Source organism: Pseudoduganella lurida, assembly GCF_007830455.1.
GTDB lineage: Bacteria > Pseudomonadota > Gammaproteobacteria > Burkholderiales > Burkholderiaceae_D > Rugamonas > Rugamonas lurida.
Window position 1 is genome coordinate 79,078 of the sequence record NZ_VLLB01000001.1, and the last position, 18,632, is coordinate 97,709.

Sequence of the window (18,632 nt, forward strand, 5' to 3'; positions counted from 1 at the left end):
CGGGTCATTTAACCTCCGGCCCCGTGCGGCGGGTTTGTGCCGACTCAACTTCCGGCCGCGACAGCCGGGAATGCTGCCGGGTACGCTGCCGGTCCGTGTCGATCACGCCAGGATGCGCGCGCACCAGTGCGCGCGTGGCCAGCACGGCCGCCATCAGGTAATACGGCACGTCCCAGTACAGCAGGCTGAGGAACGCGCCGCCGACGGCGAAGCCGATCAGGCTGGCCTGGATCATCGCGGCCAGCGAGGCAGCCCACTGCAGGTCCTGGTGGCCGCGGCTGTGGCGCACGATCCACGCCGCGTGGCGCCACGTGAAGAAGCCCAGCATCAGGTACAGGAACAGGCCGACGAAGCCGTGCTCGCCAAGCACCTGGAAATAGATGCTGTGCGCCGCGTGGACATCCGACGGAATCGGCGCGTACATGGCAAACGTCATCGGCTCGTACATCGCGAAGCCGCCCCCCAGGAAACGGTCGCGCGCGCAATTGAACGCCATGTGCCACGCGTTCAGGCGGCCCATCGCCGAGTGGTCCGCTTCGTATTCCGCGATGGTGTCCATGCGCGCGCCCCATTGTTCCGGCATGAACAGCAGCGCCAGTGGAACCAGGGCCGTGAGCAGCGCGGCACCGGCCAGCTTGTGCCGGCTCTTCTTCCACATGAAGATCAGCATCGCGACGATGGCCAGCAGTGCGCCGCGCGAATAGGTGCCCAGGGCCGCCATGGCGCACAGGCCCATCGCGGCCAGCATCGCGTAGCGCATCCAGCGTTTCGGCAGGTCGTGCATCAGGTAGTACATCAGCGGGATGGTCATGATCAGTGCGAGCGCCAGGGCGTTGTTGTCGCCGATGAATGTGCCGATCGGGCCCCACACGCGGTCGTTGCCGCCGCGCCGCAGCGTGAACATGCCGCCCTTGACGCCGTAGTAGCCGAGCGAGATCACCAGCACCCAGACCAGGCGCCGCACGTCCTCGCGCTGGCGGATCACCATCATGACGACGAAGGTCATCAGCATGATCTTCATGACCTTGTTCCACTGGAACCAGGCCGCATTCGGGAACAGGGCGAACGGCGTGGTGACGTTCATCCACAGCACGAGCAGGATCAGCGTCACGCTGATGGGTGTCAGGGGCAGGGGGTTCTTCTCGCGGGATTTGATCATGCTGATCAGCGTGACCGCCGCGATCAGCTGCGCGAACGGGAAGGTGGGGGCGAAACTCCAGCCCTGCGTATGCGGGTTCATCACGCTGATCCAGACCCACATCAGGCCACCATAGACGGGCCGCCGCAACGCGAAGGGCAGGCCGGCAAAGACAAGCAGGGTAACGAAGATGTCGCGCATGGCGCCCCTTTTGACCGGCCTCAACGGATGCAGAACGTCGGCCAGTACACTGGTTCTGCCTGGCAACCCATCTTAAGCGACAGGAGACGCCGCCTTGTTGACCGTTCTCATGGCAACCTACAACGGCGCCGCCACGCTGCCGGGCGTGCTGGCCGCCTATGGCCGCCTCGTCGCGCCGGCCGAGGGCTGGCGCCTGATCATCGCGGACAATGGCAGCAATGACGGCACCGCCGCCGTCCTGGAACGCCACGCCGGCGGCCTGCCGCTGCTATGCGTCCATGAGCCCCGCCGCGGCAAGAACGTGGCGCTGAACGCGGCGCTGGCTTTGGCGCTGGCCGGCAAGGAGGACAACGGGCTGTTCGTGTTCACGGACGACGACGCCACGCCGGATGCGGACTGGCTGCAGCACTTGGCCGCCGCGGCGCGCGAGCATCCCGACCACGACCTGTTCGGCGGCACCATCGTGGCCGACTGGGCCGTCCCCCCGCCCGCCTGGCTGGAACGCCTGGTACCCCTGGGCCTGACCTTCGGCATCACGCCGCCTGCCACACCCGAAGGTCCCGTGTTTCCCGGGCTGGTGTGGGGCGCCAACATGGCCATCCGGCGCGGGCTGTTCGAGGCGGGCCTGCGCTTCGATGAATCGATCGGGCCCACCGCGGGCGCCTACGCGATGGGCAGCGAGACGCAACTGACACGCCGCCTGGGCGATGCAGGCCACCGTGCATGGTTCTGCCCTGGTGCACGGGTGGCGCACCATATCCGCGCGCACCAGATGACGCAGCCGTGGGTGCTGGAACGGGCCTGGCGCTTCGGCCGGGGCAAGTACCGTCAGGACTGTCCGGGCCGCTTTCCGGCCCTGTTCGGCCTACCGCGCTGGATGCTGCGCCAGTTCGCCGGCGAGGCAATCGGCCTGGCCGCCGCGTGGTTGCGGCGCGATGCGGACGGTTGCTTCCGGCATCGCTGGGAACTGGCATTTCTGCGCGGGTATTTCCATGAGGCGAAGCGACAGCGCGCTGGCGCCCGCAAACGCGTGCTGATCACCAGTTATTCGGGCGAACTGGGCGGCATGGAATTGCGGATGGCCGACGAAGCCCGTTTCTTGACGGCAGGCGGCTACGATGCAGTGCTGGCGCTGCGGCCGTTTCCCGGCAGCCCGGCCTGGATCCGCGGCTTGCAGGAGCGGCGCCTGGCGGTCAGCCGTTTCGCACCGCCGCCCGTCTTCGAACAGTGGCGCTGGCGCCGCGTCAACCGGCTGCGTGCGGCGCTGTTCGACAGCCGCACGCTGCGGCGCCTGCGGCCGGATCTGGTGCATGTGGCGTTCTGCTGGAGCGTCTATGGCGCCACCGCATTGTGGCTGGCCGCGCGCTGCCGGCTGCCCGCCGTGATCAGCGTGCACAACACCTTTCCGCCGGACCAGTTCAGCCCCTGGCATCGCCCCATGCTGCACGAGGCGTTCGCCGCCGTGCGGGGCGTGTATGGCGCGACCGCGGCGGCACTGGGGCATTTCGTCGCGCTGTACCGGCCGTACCTGCGCCCCGACGTGCGCCTGGCCGTGATCCCCAATTGCGTCGATACGGGGCGGTTCCGGCCGGCGCCAGCGCTGCGTGCCGCGGTCCGTCAGCGCTGGCAGCTGCCGAGCGATGCCCTGCTGATCGGTTCGGTTGCCCGGTTGTCCGAACAGAAGCGGCCGGAAGCCCTGATCCGCCTGCTGCACGCCTTGCGGCCGCGGTTCCCGGCCCTGTTCCTGCTGCTGGCGGGCAGCGGACCGCTGGAACCGGCGTTGCGACGCCTTGCCATCGAGCTGGACATCGAACCCTATGTGATCTTCGCGGGCTTCCAGCAGCACGTCGACGAAATCATGCCGGCGCTGGACCTGCACCTGCTGCTGTCGCGGCGCGAGGGCTTCGGTATCGCCACCATCGAGGCGCTGGCCTGCGGGGTGCCGGCCGTTGCAACGGACGTGCCGGGCAACGCGGATGTGCTCGACGGCCTGTCCGGCGGGGTGCTGGTACCGCTCGATGACGAGGCTGCCGTCGTGGCGACCGTGGCCGGCTTGCTGGCCGACCCGGCACGGCGTGCGCGCATGGGCGAAGTGGGGCGCGCGGAAGTGGCGCAGCGCTATGGCATGGCGCACGTGCAGCGGCTCGTCCACCAGTTCTACGAAGGGCTGCTGTAAATGGCCGGCGCACGCCGCTCGCTGCTGGTGTCGTTTGCCGAGCGCTACACGGCGCTGGTCATCGGCACGCTTGGCACGATGCTGGTCGCCCGCATGCTCACGCCGGCCGAGATCGGCGTGTTCTCGATCGGCGCGGTGCTGGTCGGGCTGGCCCAGGTGCTGCGCGATTTCGGCGTTGGCCAGTATGTGGTGGCCACTGCCACGCTGGGAACAGCGCAGTTGCGCGCAGCCCTGGGCGTGGCAACGACGGCCGCGTGGTCGCTGGCCGCCGTCGTCGCGTTGCTGGCCGGGCCGGCGGCGGCGTTCTACGGTCAGCCGGTACTGCGCGACGTGCTGTTGCTGCTGGCGGTGAACTTCCTGCTGGTGCCGCTCACGTCGCTCACCTTGTCCTGCCTGCGGCGCGCACTGCGGCTGTCGGCGATCTACCTGATCAACACTACGCACAGCGTCACGCAGCTTTCATGCACGCTCTGGCTGGCAGCGGCCGGCTACGGCAGCCTGAGCCTGGCCTGGGGCACGGTGGCTGCCGCCATGGCAGCCGTGATCGTCAGCCTTCCGCTGCGGCCGGCCGGCATGCCGTGGCTGCCGTCGTGGAAGGGCGCCGGTGCCGTGTTGCGTTTTGGCGCCTATGCCACGGGCGGCAATATCGTCGACGAGGCGGGGGTGGCGGCACCGGAGCTGATCGTCGGCAAGCTGCTGGGACCGGAGGCGGTCGCCGTGTTCGGCAAGGCGCAGGCGATGCTGAACCTGTTCAACCAGGCCGTGACGTCCGCCGTCTCGCCCGTGCTGCTGCCGCTGTTTGCGGCGCAGGCCCGCGAAGGCCGCAGCCTGCGCGAGCCCTATCTCCTGACGGTCGGCTGCATGACGGCCATCGCCTGGCCCTTCTTCCTGCTGCTGGCGCTGCTGCCGCTGTCGGCGACGCGGCTGCTGTACGGGCCCCAGTGGGATGAAGCTGCCGCACTGATCCGCATCATGTGTCTGGCAGGCACGCTGTACAGCATGTTCAGCATGGCGCGCTATTTGCTGGTGGCCACCGGCCATGTGCGCGAGCAGGCGCGGCTCGATACGCTGGCCGTGCTGGGGCGGGTGGCCGTGGTGTTGCCGGCTGCGGCTGGCGGATTGCAGTGGGTGGCGGCCGCCGTGGTGCTTGGCGCGATCTTCCGTAGCTGGCTGACGTGGCGCTGCCTGGCGAGACTGGCGGGTGTCGACAGCCAGGACCTGCTTCGGGCCGCCATGCCGAGCCTGCTTGTCACCGCCGTCACGGCGCTTGCACCGCTGTCGGCATGCCTGTTCGTGCAACCAGGCACCAACCAGCTGCTGGTAGCCGTGGCGGCCGCGATCCCCCTGTGGCTTGCCGCGGTCGCGCTGGTGCGGCACCCGCTGGCCGGGGAACTGGGACTGGCCTGGCGCAGGATCCGGGGCAGGCTTCAAATCCCGTAATGCACTGTAACGCCAACGAACGGAGGTACGTCATGCGTGTGGGCATACTGTCTTATCCGATGCTGTTCCAGCGCGAGGGCGGACTGCAGGTACAGGTGCGCGAGACGATCGCCGCATTGAATCGTCTGGCTGGCGACGGCCACCCGTCGCTGCGTGCGGAGTTGGCGGATCCGAACCGCCAGCGGCTCGACCAGTTCGACCTGGTCCACGTGTTCTCGGCCATCAACGGCAATCATCGCGTGGTGGAGGCCGCCACCGAAATGGGGGTGCCGGTCGTGCTGTCGCCGCTGCTGTCGCCCGGCTGGAGCCGGACCGCGGCCTTCCGGGCCCGGGTCGCCGAGCGCCTGGCGGGCCGCCTGACCGACTGGAACGTGCAGACCAGCTATGCGCAGACAAAGCGCGCGTTGCAGCTGGCACGTCTCGTGATCGCGCTGGGCGAGCCGGAGCGTCAGGCCATCATGTCGGGATTCCACGTCGAACCTGCCAGAATCCGGGTCTTCCCCAACGGTATCAGCCGGCATTTTTTCGCAGCAGGCCCGGACCTGTTCCAACAGCGCACGGGCATTGCCGGGCCCTTCGTCCTGATGGTCGGTTCTGTTAATCCCTACAAGAACCAGCGGGGACTCGTCGAGGCGCTGGCCGGACTCGACGTGCCTATCGTGCTGATCGGGCGGGTCGCCGGCGCGGAACAGGGCTACCTGGACAGCGTGCTGGCGTCGCCCTGGGTGCGCTGGCTCGGTGAGCTGAACCATGAGGACCCGCTGCTGGCCAGTGCCTACCGGGCGGCCGCCGTGGTGGCACTGCCGAGTCACGGCGAGGTGTTTCCGCTGGCCGTGCTGGAAGGCATGGCGGCCGGCACACCTGTCGTGATGACGAACGAGAATGCGCTGGACCTGCGCGGCAGCGATTTCGCGCTGCGCAAGGTCGCCTGGCACGATGGCGCCGCCCTGCGGCAGGCCGTGTGCGAATTCATCCGGCAGCCGCCCGAGCGCGCTGTGGTCCAGGCACTGGTGGCGTCATATACCTGGCAAAGCGTTGCGGCGGGCATGGCCAGCGCTTATGCCGACGTACTCGGCGCAGTGCGCACCGAGCGCGCGCGGCAGGTGGGGCACTTGCCGCAGGCAGCCCCGGTACTGGTCTCGGCGGGAAGGGAGCGCGCGGCCGATGGCGCACTCACTGGCGAGCAGAGCGAAGATAGCTAGAAATAGGGGTGGGGCCGCCGCGCGGCGGACGGCATGGTCGCAGCCCTTGTGCGGTCAGGCGCAGTTGAGAAGGGCGCTGCTCGGTCAGGCAGTGCGATCGCGGTTCGGGCAGGCGCTGCCCGGGCAAGCACTGTTCGTTAAAGCACTTTTCGCTGCTTACGGTTCGTCAGCCGCAATCCGGTCAGGCGCGCGGACGGTTGACCAGCCGGGCAGCGCCTTTTTCGCAGCGCAGCTCATGCTGCTCGATTTCCGGGAATTCGTCTGCCCAGCGGCGCAGGATTTCCCGTTCGTCTGGCCGCCCTGCATCGTCGAGGAACACGACACCACCCGGTGCCAGCCGGGGGAACAGTACGGGTGCGGCCGGATAGCGGGCCAGCGCCCGGGTTGCCTGGGGCGGCCCGTCGATGACGATCATGTCGATCTCGCCGTCCGGTGGCAGGGCATCGGTTGCGTACCACGGCCATGTGGCGCCATCGAAAGTGCGCGGGATCAGCGGGGCGTCGAGTACGGTCGCCCAGTCCGCCAGGCCATGGCGGCGCAGCTGCTCGCGCGTCTGGCGCGCGTAGGCTGGGTCGTGTTCCAGGCTGTACAGCTTGCCACCGCCGTTGATCTGCAGGCAGCGCGCCAGCACGAGGGTGGACGTGCCGCTGCTGCATTCGACCACCAGTGCCGGCCGTTCCGCCAGCGCGTGCCGTGCCAGTTCCAGCAGGAAGTCGGGCGACGCTGCCCAGCCCCGCGTATCCGGCAGGCTGCGCGTCAGGCCGAGGTCCGTATACAGCCCCTGCAACGCCTCCAGCTGGCGAAACAGTCCGGCGGTCTCGCGCCGCGACTGGTCGCGCACGTCGTGCAGCATCAGGTGGATCAGCCGCACCTTGTGCAGCGTGTAGCCGCACAACAGCAGGATGGCCGCGATGAACAGCAAGGACGTCATGGGAAACATCAGCGGAGCCATGGCCGTCTCCTAATCGTAGTAGCCGTACTGGTCGTTGCCGGTGAACGAGCGGATCTTGTTGTAGATCAGGTTGACGTGCCGGCACGGCTCGATCTGGCGCAGCGCTTCGCGTACCGCGCTGTGCGTCGTGCGCTCCGATTCGACCACCATCACCACCTGACCCATCTGCGCGGCCAGCACGCTCGCCTCGGACGTAATCAGAAGCGGCGGCGAGTCGAAAATGACGATGCGATCCGCGTAGCGCGTGGCGATATCCTCCAGCAGGTGGGTCATGCTGCGGCTGGCCAGCAGTTCCGTCGCATGCTTGTTGCGGCGGCCCGCCGGCAGCAAGCTGAGCGCTGGCACGTTGGTCTTCAGGATGACGTCGGACAGGTCCAGGTCATCGTCCAGCAGCACATCCATCAGCCCGGCACGCGGCTGCAGGCCCAGTACGGTCAGCAGCGCCGGCCGCGCCACGTCGGCGTCCACCAGCAGTACCGTGGTGTCGCGCTCCATGGCCATGCTCATCGCCAGGTTGATTGCGCAGAACGTCTTGCCTTCCCCCGGCAGCGCGCTGGTAACGACGATCAGGTTGCCGTGGGGGACGGGCGGCCCGTCCAGGCCCCGCGCGCTGCGTAGCAGGGGCCGCTTGATGATGCGAAAATCCTCCGCGACGCCGGTACGCCCCCCTTCGTGCGTGACCATGCCCAGTTGCTGCAGCCGCGTCAGGTTGATGTCGGCATAGCGTGCCTCGGCGGCCATCAGCAACGGCTCGGCACGCGGCATCTCGTCGAAGGGAATCATGCGCCACCCGCTAGGTTTGAAGGATCGAGGAGGCCATCACGCCGCCGTAGGAGACGATCAGGCACGCTATGCCGGCACCGAAGCCGAGCTGCGAAAGGCGCCGCTTCTTGCGCTCCGGCTCGGTCCAGTTCATCGCCACCGCGCCCAGGACGCGCAACCCGGTGGCCTCGCGCAGCTGCGCCGGACTCAGGTAGGTGGGCCGTACCTGCGCGATCAGCAGTGCGGTGGCCGCGCCGGCCAGCACCGCCACACCCAGCACGACGCTGTACAGCAGCGGGCGGTTCGGACCGATCGGCCGTAGCGGGACGGTGGGCGGGTCGATGATCTTGAAGCTCAGCATTTCGGTCGTCGTGCTCAGGTCACCGGACAGCTTGGCCGCTCCGCGCCGGCCGATCAGCTTTTCGTAATTGTCCTTGTTGATCTGGTAATCGCGAGTCAGCTGCGCCAATTGCGATTCCACTTCAGGTACCGCCTTGCTCTGCTCCAGCAGGGTGTCGTGCCGCTGCTGCATCTCGGCCACGCGCGCCTTGATCGACGCCACGCGCGCATCGGCCTCGGTCAATGCCACCTTCAGCTGCTGCAGCATCGGGCTGTAGCCCTTGCCGGGGTCGGCCGGTGCCGTCCGGTGCTGCGCCTCCTGCACCTTGCGCTCTTCCAGCTGCGCAATCAGGCGACGTGTCGAGATGATGTCGGGGTGCGCTTCCGTGTACTGCAGCAGCAGCGCGTCGAGCGATTTATTCAGGGCGGAGATGCGCCCGTCCAGCTCCGGGTTGTCGATGGCTGCCGCAGTGCCGGGTTCGGTGCCGAGGATCGGTTCGTCACCCTGGATCTGCGCATTGATGGCGTTGCGGGCCTGTTCCGCTTCGGTGAGTTCCAGGCGCGCATTGTTCAGCGTGTCGGACGACATCAGCAGCTGCGCGCCATAGTCGATGCCCTGGCGCGGCAGCAGGAAGTTGTTCTTCAGCTTGAAATCCTTGACGGTGTTTTCCGCCGCCAGCAGCTTGTCTTCATAGGCGCGGATCTGGTCGTCGATGAACTGGACCGCTTTTTCGGATTCGCCCTTCTTGCCCTTGAAGCCGCCTTCCACGAAGATCGTCAGCAGCGACTGCACCACGTCGCGCACCAGCCGCGGGTTGCTGTTGCTGTAGCTGATCGTGTAGATGTCGTAGGTGCTCGTGCCGCCAATGCGGATCTTCTGCATCAGTTCGTCCACCTGCTTTTCATGCTCGCGCGGCGTGCTGGCCTTCACATCCAGGTCCACCATGCGGATGACCCGTTCGACGTTCGGGCGGCTGAGGAGAGTGCGGCTCATGATCGCGACCTGCTGCTCGACATTGGGCACGGTGGTCATGCCGGACAGCAGGGGCTTCAGGATGCTTTGCGTGTCGACGAACACCCTTGCGGTCGTCTGGTAATCGTCTGGCAGCATGAAGACCTTGGCCCAGCCCAGGGTGGCGACCAGCCAGGCGACGATCACGGCGCACCAGCGGTATTTCCAGATTCCCTTCAACCCGGATTGCAGCTGGGCGATGATTTCTTCCATACCAGTTTCTCCGAGTGAATCCCGTCGAGCGATTATATGGTTGGGTTTGCGCGGGGCGCCCCGAACCTGCCGCCCGCTTGCGTCCCGTCAAAAAAAGCGGCGTACCGTCAAACGGGTTGACGGTACGCCCCAGCGGCACAGACGGGGATCAGGACTTGCGGCGGCGGCTGATCAGCGACATGCTCAGCAGGCCGGCGGCCACGATCGCCAAGGTGCCGGGCTCCGGCACTTCCTGTTGCAGGGCATTGGCCAGCGTGTTGTGCTGGATGGTGATCTGGTACGTGGTGCCTGCGCTCAGCAGCGGAGTCGTAGCCAGGAAGGAATACACCGTGCCGGCAGCGTTGTATTCCGTCAGGCCCGGCGTGCCGTCCGTGCGGCTCACCGTGGCCAGCGCGTTCAGCTCATCCGGTGCGAACGTGAACACCGAGGCGCCGGTCGTCAGGTCGACGATGTTGATTGCCCACGACATCCGGGCATTCGCGTTGGAGGTGGCGCCCGCACCGGCCGAGACGAATGCCGCCGCATACGGATTGGCATCGAACGAAATGGTCATCGTATCGGAGGTGCCCAGCGTGAAAGCAAACGTGGTGGAGGTGCCCACATCCGAGTTGCCGGACGCCGTCTGCAGGTTGGTGTCCGTCGACGCGTCGGCACGGGTGGTGGCGCGGGCACCGGCCGGCGTGGCGCCGATCGTGATCACGGAACCGACCAGGCGCTGGTCCGCATAGCCGAAGTTGCCGGGCACGGGCGGCGGCGAGGGGAAGCGGTTGAAGTTGTTCTCGCCGATCGGCGGGCACGGGGCGCCCACGCATTGCTGCGGCACGTCCGGCTGGAGGCCCGACAGGATGGGGTTCGAGCGGGCATCGGCGGCGAACACGCCGTTCAGCGCCGCCGTGGCGTGCGCATCGTTGGTGCCGGTCAGCGTGGCGAAGTCGGTCGACGCATAGGCGGCGCCGTTGCCGTGCAGCAGGCGGAAGTTGTTGATGTCGAGAATGGCCGAGGCGAAAGTGTCTGCCCGGGCGCTGCCCACTGCGCCGATGGCGAGGGTCGCGGCGGCTGCCGTGACCAGGAGACCTTTTCTGAAGATGTTCATGGCATGCTACTCCTTGTGAGGTGGTTACGGCCGCAGGTCTGTGCCGACGACCAGCATTCAGCAGCATTCATGCCACGCGTCCCGTTGTCGCAGAATCAACGACTTAGGAAGTGGCGGCAGCGGCGGCGGGGAAATCTGAAAAAAAGTCCGACGCTTTGTGGAACTCGCTCCCCCGAGAGCGGTCTGAAGAACATCATCAGAACAACAGGGGGCAGACATGGACAATGAAGAACAGAGCATCGCAACCTTCAAGGCCGCCAGCAAGCTGCGCGACCTGGTGATCCTGGAACCCGAATCGGAGACGGCGCACCAGCATCCGATCGACATGCAGACATTCCATATCCGCATGGCAAGCACGGCAGGTGGCCGGGAAGCGGCCAGCCTGCTGCTGCGCAAGATGTATGGCTGGCGCGGCTATGACGTGGATGCCGATGCGCCGCACGCGCCGAACCGCATCACGCTGTATGCGGAAACGAAGGGCCACACGGTGGGGACGATGTCGCTGTGCCTCGACGACCAGGAACTCGGCCTGCCGGCGGACGAGAATTTCCGCGACAAGCTCGACGGCCTGCGCGAGGAGGGCCGCCTGCTGTGCGAACCGTCGCGCCTGGCGATCGACAAGGACGTGAGCAAGCGCGTGTTCGCCGCGCTGATCCATATCTCCTACATCTACGCGCACAATATCCACTTCTATACGGACTATGTCATCGAGGTCAATCCGCGCCACGTGATGTTCTACAAGCGCATGCTGGGCTTTCGGGATTTCGGCGGCGAGCGCCCCTGCACGCGGGTGGGCGCCCCGGCCGTGCTGCTGCGGCTGAAGCTGGACTACATGGGCGAGCAGATCGACAAGTTCGCCGGCCAGATGGAGGCGGCGCCGGGCGAACGCTCGTTCTACCCGTACTTCTTCCCGGCACGGGACGAGCCCGGTATCACGACCCGGCTGCTGCAGGGGCGCGACTGAGATGGGCGACGTGGCGGCGGCGCTGGCCGAATGGCGTGCATTGCTGGGCGAAGAGGGCGTGCGCACGGATGAGGCCACGCTGCGCCGCTTTGCTGCCAGCACTTCTTCCTGGAGCACCCGGCCGCTGGCGATCCTGCGGCCGCCGGACACGGCCGGGGTGTCCGGCATCGCCCGCATTGCAACCGGGCGGCGCGTGCCGCTGTATCCCGTGAGCGCCGGGCGCAACTGGGGCTACGGCGACGCCTGCGCGCTGGCCGATGGCCATGCGATCGTCGACCTGTCGGGAATGAATCGCATCCTCGAGGTGGACGCCGAACTGGCCTATGTGGTGCTGGAACCGGGCGTCACGCAGCGGCAGCTGTCGCAATACCTGCTGGAAAACGCGCTGCCCTTGTGGATGGACAGCACGGGCGCGGGTCCGGATACCAGCCTGGTCGGCAATATCCTCGAACGGGGCTTCGGCCATTCCCCGTACGGCAACCGTTTCCAGAACGTGGCGTCGATGGAACTCGTGCTGGCCGATGGCGACGTGGTGCGCACCGGCTTCGGCCATTACCCGGCGGCGCTGAACCAGCGCGTCTACCCGTATGGCGTCGGGCCTTATGTGGACGGCCTGTTCACGCAGTCGAACATGGGCATAGTGACCAGCCTGGGCCTGTGGCTGATGCCGCAAACGGCGGCGCTCAACCATTTCCTGTGCATGGTCGACGAGCATGCGGACATCGCGCCCGTCATCGAAGCGCTCAGGCCGCTGCGGCTGGACGGCACGCTGCGCAGCATCCTCCATATCGGCAACGACCTGCGGGTGATTTCCGGCGGCACCACGTATCCGCGCGAGCTGGCCGGCGGCCGGGTGCCGCTGCCGGACGACGTGCGGCGCCAGCTGCGCGCGGCGGCCGGCGTGGGTGCCTGGACCGTGTCGGGTGCGCTGTACGGCAGCCGCGACCAGGTCGCCATCGCGCGGCGCGCATTGCGGCGGGCGCTGGCCGGCACGCGCGCCACGATCCAGTTCCTCGACGAGCGCAAGCTCGACCTGGCGGCCCGCTTGGCGCGGCTGCTGAAGGGCAGCGGAGCGGGGCGCCGGCTGGCGGCGAAGGTCGCGCTCGGCCGCTCGCTGTTCGAGATGAACCGCGGGATCCCCAACGGGCGCTTCCTGGCGGGCGCTTACTGGCGCCGGCGCGGCGGGCTGCCGGCGGATTTTCCGGCGGGTGCCAATCCGGCGCTCGACAACTGCGGCATGCAATGGGTCTCGCCCGTTCTGCCGATGCGGGGCGCGGACCTGCTGCGTGTGCACGCGCTGGCCGAGCCGATCTTCCGCACCCACGGCTTCGACCTGTTCGTCACCTTCAGCATGATCAACGAGCGGGCGCTGGGCGGCGTCCTGACGGTGGCCTACGACCAGGAGGATCCGGACGAAGTGGCGCGTGCGCGCCGCTGCTACGGCGAAGTTTTCGACACAATGATGAAGGCCGGCTATATCCCGTATCGCGTCGGCCTGCAGTCGATGGCCGACCTGGACGACGGCCAGGACAGTTACTGGCGCATGGTGGCGCGCATCAAGGCGGCGCTCGATCCGGCCAACGTGATTGCACCGGGGCGGTATGCCGGCCGCCAGGACAGCGGCACGGCCAGTCGGGATTGAGGCGCACCTGCCAGCATTGAGGTGCACCTGCCAGCATTCAGGCGCACCTGCCCGCGAACGGCAGCCCGCCAGGACGACGCGGCGCCTCATCCGCCCCACGGGCCTGGCGCCACGGCTGCGCCCGCGGTAGGCGCTCATGACATCCGATGGTCATCTGCCGATGACAGGGCTCACTGGATCCTTGCACTGAATCTGCTCACCGCTTGTGCTCAGTGAACCGCTCACTGGGTGTGCTCACTGCATCTGCTCACTGCGCCTGCTCACTGCGCCTGCTCTCTGCATCTGCTGAAACGGTTGCTCCCTGCAGCCGCTAATGAAACTGCTCAGTGCACCGCTCACTGCAGCTGCTCTCTGCATCGGTTACTTCAGCTCCCCCTGCAGCTTCTCACTGCACGTCCTCCCTTGCCTCTGGCCATGCGTGCGCGTATTGCATCCCTCGCTACATCTGCGCCATGAGCGCCCGGACTTCCGCCTGCCCGCGGTAATCGCGCAGGGCCAGCAGCTGCTCGCACTGGGCACGCGCGCCCTTGCGGTCGCCGGCCTTGAAAAGGGCCTGCGCCAGGTGCAGCCGGATATCCGCCGCGGCGGGCGCGCTCTCGACGGCCTTCTTCAGCAGGGGCAGGGCCCGCGCCGCGTCCCCGCGTTCGAGCAGGACGGCCGCCAGCGTATCGGCCACCGCGGGATTCTTCGGCGCCAGCCGGTGCGCTTTCTCGGCGTGTTCCAGGGCCCGGGCATCCTTCAGCTGCAGCAGCGACCAGGCCAGGTCGTTCAATGCCACGACGTTGTCCGGCGCAGCCTTGACGATGATGTCATACTGCTGGCTGCTGCCCTTGAAGTCGCCGGCGGCCAGCAGGGCACTGGCGAAGTAGATGCGGGTCGGCTGGTCGCCGGGGTGCTTGTCCAGCCACTGGCGCATCTGTGCGGCCGCCTCGGCGTGGCGGTCCGCTGCCTCCAGCGCGCGGTGCAGGGCAATCACCATCGGCCCGGAAGGTGCCAGCTCGAAGCCGCGCTGGTAGCGCTGCAGCGCCTCCTGCGCCTTGTGCTGGGCCATCAGCACATCGCCTTCCAGGCGGAAGCCGAGGGGCGAGTCGGGCTGCCGGGCCTGGACGGCGCGCGCCAGCGTGGCCGCCTCGGCATGCGCGCCTTTCTCGATCAGCAGGGAATTCTGCAGCACCAGCGCGTCGGCATTGCCCGGCTCGATCTTGCTGGCCTTGCGCGCGGCCTGCAGGGCATCGTCCAGCCGGTTGCGGATCAGCGAGAGATTGGCGATGCGCAGCTGGATCGCGGCCGATTGCGGCTGCAGCGCGGCCAGGCGCCCGAAGCTTTCCAGCGCGGCGTCGTGCTGGCCGCTTTCTTCCTGGGCCTGGGCCAGCAGGGCAAGCGCTTCCGGATTCTCCGTGTCGGAGGCTTGCAGTTTCTGCGCCAGCGTCAGTGCCTTCTGTTTCTCGCCGGCGCGCAGGTAATAGGCCGCCAGCAGCTGGCTGGGCGCGGTGGCATTGGGATTGTCGCGCGTGGCTTTTTCCAGCCAGCGCATGGCGCCTGCCGTGTCGCCCTGGCGGGTGGCGTGTTTCGCCAGCGCCGTCATCAGCGCGGCGTTTTTCGGATCGCGGGCCAGCGCCGCTTCGTAACGGCGGCGGGCATCTTCAGGCTTTTTCTCGATCACGTCGAGCTGCGCCAGGTTGTCCAGCGCGGGCAGGTACAGGGGATCGAGTGCCAGTGCCTTCATGAAGCCGGCGCGGGCGCCATCCACGTCGCTGCGCGCCAGCATCACGCCGCCGCGCAGGTTCTGCAAGGCGGCATGCACCTGCAACATGCAAACATCGCCAATGTAATCAGGGACTTAGAAAGCCCGCTGTATGCATGTCCACCACTGTATATTTGGCAGTTGCCAAATATCGGCCTCATTCTTCGGCAGCGTCGTTGCCCCACGGCAGCTGCGTGTCCAGTGCTGAAACCTTCGGGATCACGCGCTTGATGTAGATGTTCGTCGTCTTGCCCGACGTGTGCGCCAGCCGTTTCTGGATCTCGGCATGTTCCTCGCCGCTGGCGGCCGCGTCGGTCGCGCCCAGCGCGCGCAGGTCACGGAACGTGATCAGCGGCCCGAACTCCCGTCCTTCGGCTTTGGCTTTCTCAACCGCGCGATCGCGCGCCCGCTCCCACATCTCCACGAGGCTGCCCTTCAGGAAGGGGTGCCCGACGTTCTTGTTCGTCGTCGCCGGGAACAGGTAGCTGCTCACGACCTGGCGCCGCCGCTTCTCCGCGCGCGCTCGCTCGATCACGCGCGCAATCGCCGGCGTGATGGTAACGTCGACGGCCATGCCACTGGTCAGCTTCGTCTTGCTGGGTATGAAGGCGACATGGCCGCCGACCAGGCCGGCCGGGGATGGGTGAATCTGCGATTCCTGCAGCGTGCGGATGTCCTGCGCGCGCTGCCAGCACAGGTAAGCCATGTCGACCAGACACACGAACATTGGGCCGTTCGGCGTCTGCTTCCCGTGGCTACCGACCAGCGCGGCCTCGCGGATCGCAGCGACCTGTTCGTGACCCGCCAACACCGTGCGCGCGCGCGTGCGGTAGCCGGACATGTCCAGCTGGTCGATCGGGTTGTCCTGGCGCAGGCCCAGGTCGCCGATGATGAAGCGGAACAGCTTGCCAGCGAGCGCTGTCAGTTTCTTCGCCGTGTTCGCCTTGTCTGCATACTTCGCGCGCAGGAAGTCCGCCCAGTCCTTCGTGGTCACCTGCGTGGCGTGAAACTCGGCGAAGACCTCCGCGATGGTCTCCAAGTAGCTGCTGTACACGCCGGCCGTCTTCGGCGTGTACTCGCGCAGCATGCGCGACTTGAACTCGCTGCAGCACCAGGGCATTGTGCCTTCCGCGTTCACCGGGTTGCCGAGGATCGTGGCAAGCGCGGCGAGCATGGCGGCCTCGCCGTCATCGACGGTGCACAGCTTGATCCACTTCTTCGGCCCGGCCTTCTTTTTACGCGGGTCGATCGTCGGCTCGCTCGGCACGAAGAAGTAGGCGCCGTGGTTCACGTACACGCGGCGCGGGAGGCCGCGGTTGGTCTTTCTCGTTCGGTTCATTTCAGGTTCAGTTTCGGTCGAAGGGCCGGTACGTTGTGCGGCGCGGCCGGCGCCACCAGGTGCATGCGCAGCACGCGCACCGTGTTGTCGCGCATGCGGCGCGCCGGCACGCCGAGCTTCGCCAGCTCGCGCAGCTGCTCGGCGGGGCGCCGGTAGCGTGTCAGCTCGAACAGCTCAGCATCGGACAGGATTTCAATCACTGGAATTCCTTTCGCGAGTCGATGTGGATTGGCGTGAGTCACGGTGCAACGGAAGGTATCTGCAGTTGGTAAGCTTGTCAGTTATACTAGCGTTGCCGTAAGATATGTTTCTCATGAGAGGAATTCGTTTCACAAATAGGAGTGGCGATGGCCAGCGACAGCGATGAAGGTCACGAATTGGCCGCACAGTTGAAAGCTGAGTATGCAGATCATCGGAAATTTCTGAAGTCGATGGTCGATTCGAAAGAATTTGGACAGGGAGAGATGACGGCGGAAAAAGTGGCCGCGCGTTTCGAAGCGCATGCGCTTCGTGTAGCGGAACTGGAATTCCGTCTGCAAGCTTTTAAGCAGCATCAAAAGTAATCCGCAAACGGCGGTGGCTTATTCTCCCTTTAGTCTTCTTCCACAGTTCCACGTGGATTCCTTCCCTTTTTGGTGCAACTCGGCAGCCAGCCGCACGGGCGGCCACGTCAGCAGGAAGTTGACGGTGGCGCTCATGGCTGGATCCGCCGAAACTCCAGCGCCCACACCCACGGGTTCGCCGCCCAGCTGCCGGCGCCGTTGATGTTCTCCCATAGCTCGGCGTACCACTGACGTGGATCAGCGCCCTGTGCCATGTTCGGGAATGGGCAACCCTCATCCATAGCATCGCCACGGCTGGTGTCCTGCAGCCGCTCCACACGCACGCTGACGATCTCCAGCAGGATGCGGCTGGCGGCGCGCGGCATGTGGATGCTCGGCTTCCAGGTGATGCCGTCGTGCTCGTGGCCAGGGTCGGCTCGGTAACACACGTGCGCGATGATGCCCGGGTGGTCCGGGTTGAAGCCCCACGTCTCGCGGACCCACAGGCGATCGCCCGGCTGGCCGTAGGGGCACGCGAACGGATATTCCATATTGTCGACGTTAGCGCTTTCGCCATCCTCGCTGCGATACGGCCACCAGCCATCGCCGTGGTCGAGTAGCACGAAGGCGTCGTCGCGCGGGTGCGGCTTCACCACACGCCGCGTCTGCGTCTTCGTGCCGTCCAGCAGCGCGCGCACCATCGGCGCCGAGAAGAGAATGCCGCGTTCAGTCACAATGGCCTCCTTCACTGTCCACGGCGCCGTCCGGCACGGGCGTCGGCGGCGCGTGGTTCACCCGCGTCACCACATATTCCTCGATCGTTTTCCCTGGCCACTGCGCGGGATCCGGCTGATTCGTGTAAAACGCGGAAGTCCAGCCTGATGGATTTTTCACGAGCCACAGACGCGGCGGGGCGCCCGCCATGGCAGCGAGGATGGCTACATCCTTCGCGTCGTCGGCCTGCAGGTCAAGCAGCCGCGCCAGCGCCGTGACGTCGCCGGCCAGCACGGCATGGTCCGGAGTGGCGCCGCGCAGCGCGACGGCTGCAGCGCCGGATGCGCGCAGCAGCTCGGCCACGGCGTCGAGCACGATGCCTTTCAGAGTTTCCAGTTGGTTGCTATGGTCCATGGTTATCCTTTAGTCGGTCATTAGGGTGTGTTACGATTTCAGGTCGATAGGGGTCGACCTGCCATGCTAAAAAAATTCAAGGATGCGTTTAAACCTGAGGCACGTTGGTTGATCATCTGCGTCATAAGTCTCACCATGCTCGCGGCCTTTCCGATAATCGCGCAAAGGCTTGGTGAAAAACTGTACGAACCTGTCGCTACTCTTTGGGGTAGCGCTCTGGGAGCATTAGCAGGCGTAGCAGGCGCGTTTTGGATCGCAGACCGGCAGACATCAGTTCAACGCAGGGGAGCGGCGCGGCTTGTCCGTGAAATGTTTTTCCCTGTTACGCATGCCATTAGTGAAGTAGTTGGTGTACTCGGCCGACCTGAACGACCCAACTGCTATGACGGCGATGACGAGCCGCAGATATTCGAGCCAGAAAAATGGCGGGAAGTCGCGGACCAAGCCGGCTTTGTTGTCGCGCGTTACACCGTATTCAGAGGACGCATTCACCGATATGAGGCAGGTTTAAGCCTGCTATCGGCTAATGCCCTAACAGCAGCTTTCGAACTGGAAACTCAACTCGAAGATGCTATCAATGGCTCCATCAGCCGCTTGCTAATCGTTCCTCACGAATACTCGCGTGGTGAGCACGTTCCTATTGCTAAATCTCCTAGTTGGAGTGTGCGTTTTATCCTTTCTAAAATTGAACGTGATATTCAGCTTCTGATGGCAAAACTTGAGGCTGAAGCGATGTGAGCTGTCG

17 protein-coding genes are annotated in these 18,632 nt (G+C 66.2%); 7 read left to right on the plus strand and 10 right to left on the minus strand.

The annotated features are described in order from the left end of the window. Positions 1-4 precede the first annotated feature (4 nt). Entirely contained in the window at positions 5-1,339 is a 1,335-nt protein-coding gene (locus IP91_RS00325) for a putative O-glycosylation ligase, exosortase A system-associated (protein ID WP_145646648.1), read from the minus strand. Positions 1,340-1,433: 94 nt separating this feature from the next. Here IP91_RS00325 and IP91_RS00330 point away from each other — a divergent pair, with 94 nt between their 5' ends. The 3 genes from IP91_RS00330 to IP91_RS00340 are packed head-to-tail and all read left to right on the plus strand — an operon-like array spanning position 1,434 to position 6,157. Next, a complete protein-coding gene (locus tag IP91_RS00330; RefSeq protein ID WP_229473700.1) occupies positions 1,434-3,515 on the plus strand; it encodes a glycosyltransferase in 2,082 nt (693 codons plus the stop codon). Further along, positions 3,516-4,955, plus strand: coding sequence for an oligosaccharide flippase family protein (locus tag IP91_RS00335; protein ID WP_145646649.1), 1,440 nt, complete (start codon positions 3,516-3,518; stop codon positions 4,953-4,955). Positions 4,956-4,987: 32 nt separating this feature from the next. Next, complete coding sequence (locus IP91_RS00340) at positions 4,988-6,157, plus strand: glycosyltransferase (protein WP_145646652.1); 1,170 nt, start codon at positions 4,988-4,990, stop codon at positions 6,155-6,157. A 181-nt stretch (positions 6,158-6,338) separates the two neighbouring features. Here the strand turns inward: IP91_RS00340 and IP91_RS00345 are convergent, their stop codons facing one another. The 4 genes from IP91_RS00345 to IP91_RS00360 form a co-directional block, all read right to left on the minus strand. Next, positions 6,339-7,109, minus strand: coding sequence for a class I SAM-dependent methyltransferase (locus tag IP91_RS00345; RefSeq protein ID WP_229473711.1), 771 nt, complete (start codon positions 7,107-7,109; stop codon positions 6,339-6,341). Positions 7,110-7,118: 9 nt separating this feature from the next. Further along, complete coding sequence (locus tag IP91_RS00350) at positions 7,119-7,892, minus strand: XrtA-associated tyrosine autokinase (RefSeq protein ID WP_145646654.1); 774 nt, start codon at positions 7,890-7,892, stop codon at positions 7,119-7,121. A gap of 10 nt (positions 7,893-7,902) precedes the next feature. Then, on the minus strand, positions 7,903-9,435 hold the full coding sequence (locus tag IP91_RS00355; RefSeq protein ID WP_145646657.1) for an XrtA system polysaccharide chain length determinant: 1,533 nt from the start codon (positions 9,433-9,435) through the stop codon (positions 7,903-7,905). Positions 9,436-9,583: 148 nt separating this feature from the next. Further along, entirely contained in the window at positions 9,584-10,528 is a 945-nt protein-coding gene (locus IP91_RS00360; RefSeq protein ID WP_145646660.1) for an EDSAP-1 family PEP-CTERM protein, read from the minus strand. Positions 10,529-10,745: 217 nt separating this feature from the next. Here IP91_RS00360 and IP91_RS00365 point away from each other — a divergent pair, with 217 nt between their 5' ends. Further along, on the plus strand, positions 10,746-11,492 hold the full coding sequence (locus tag IP91_RS00365) for an N-acyl amino acid synthase FeeM domain-containing protein (protein ID WP_145646663.1): 747 nt from the start codon (positions 10,746-10,748) through the stop codon (positions 11,490-11,492). Position 11,493: 1 nt separating this feature from the next. Then, on the plus strand, positions 11,494-13,134 hold the full coding sequence (locus IP91_RS00370) for an FAD-binding oxidoreductase (protein WP_145646666.1): 1,641 nt from the start codon (positions 11,494-11,496) through the stop codon (positions 13,132-13,134). Positions 13,135-13,573: 439 nt separating this feature from the next. Here the strand turns inward: IP91_RS00370 and prsT are convergent, their stop codons facing one another. The 3 genes from prsT to IP91_RS00385 all read right to left on the minus strand — a co-directional run bounded on the left by prsT (position 13,574) and on the right by IP91_RS00385 (position 16,417). After that, a complete protein-coding gene (gene prsT / locus IP91_RS00375) occupies positions 13,574-14,947 on the minus strand; it encodes an XrtA/PEP-CTERM system TPR-repeat protein PrsT (protein ID WP_145646669.1) in 1,374 nt (457 codons plus the stop codon). An 88-nt stretch (positions 14,948-15,035) separates the two neighbouring features. Then, positions 15,036-16,217, minus strand: a complete 1,182-nt coding sequence (locus IP91_RS00380; RefSeq protein ID WP_145646672.1) for a tyrosine-type recombinase/integrase — start codon at positions 16,215-16,217, stop codon at positions 15,036-15,038. Further along, positions 16,214-16,417, minus strand: a complete 204-nt coding sequence (locus IP91_RS00385; RefSeq protein ID WP_158643035.1) for a DUF4224 domain-containing protein — start codon at positions 16,415-16,417, stop codon at positions 16,214-16,216. The genes IP91_RS00380 and IP91_RS00385 overlap by 4 nt, the downstream gene beginning before the upstream one ends. A gap of 147 nt (positions 16,418-16,564) precedes the next feature. Here IP91_RS00385 and IP91_RS00390 point away from each other — a divergent pair, with 147 nt between their 5' ends. Next, positions 16,565-16,780, plus strand: a complete 216-nt coding sequence (locus IP91_RS00390) for a hypothetical protein (RefSeq protein ID WP_145646678.1) — start codon at positions 16,565-16,567, stop codon at positions 16,778-16,780. Between the two features lie 131 nt (positions 16,781-16,911). Here the strand turns inward: IP91_RS00390 and IP91_RS00395 are convergent, their stop codons facing one another. Beyond that, a complete protein-coding gene (locus tag IP91_RS00395; protein ID WP_145646681.1) occupies positions 16,912-17,493 on the minus strand; it encodes a hypothetical protein in 582 nt (193 codons plus the stop codon). Next, positions 17,486-17,887, minus strand: a complete 402-nt coding sequence (locus tag IP91_RS00400) for a hypothetical protein (RefSeq protein ID WP_145646684.1) — start codon at positions 17,885-17,887, stop codon at positions 17,486-17,488. Before IP91_RS00400 ends, IP91_RS00395 begins: the two co-directional genes overlap by 8 nt. A 63-nt stretch (positions 17,888-17,950) precedes the next feature. On the opposite strand from IP91_RS00400, the gene IP91_RS00405 reads away from it, so the two are divergent. Further along, positions 17,951-18,625 (plus strand): hypothetical protein, encoded by a 675-nt coding sequence (locus IP91_RS00405; RefSeq protein WP_145646686.1) that lies wholly within the window; start codon positions 17,951-17,953, stop codon positions 18,623-18,625. Positions 18,626-18,632: the final 7 nt, after the last annotated feature.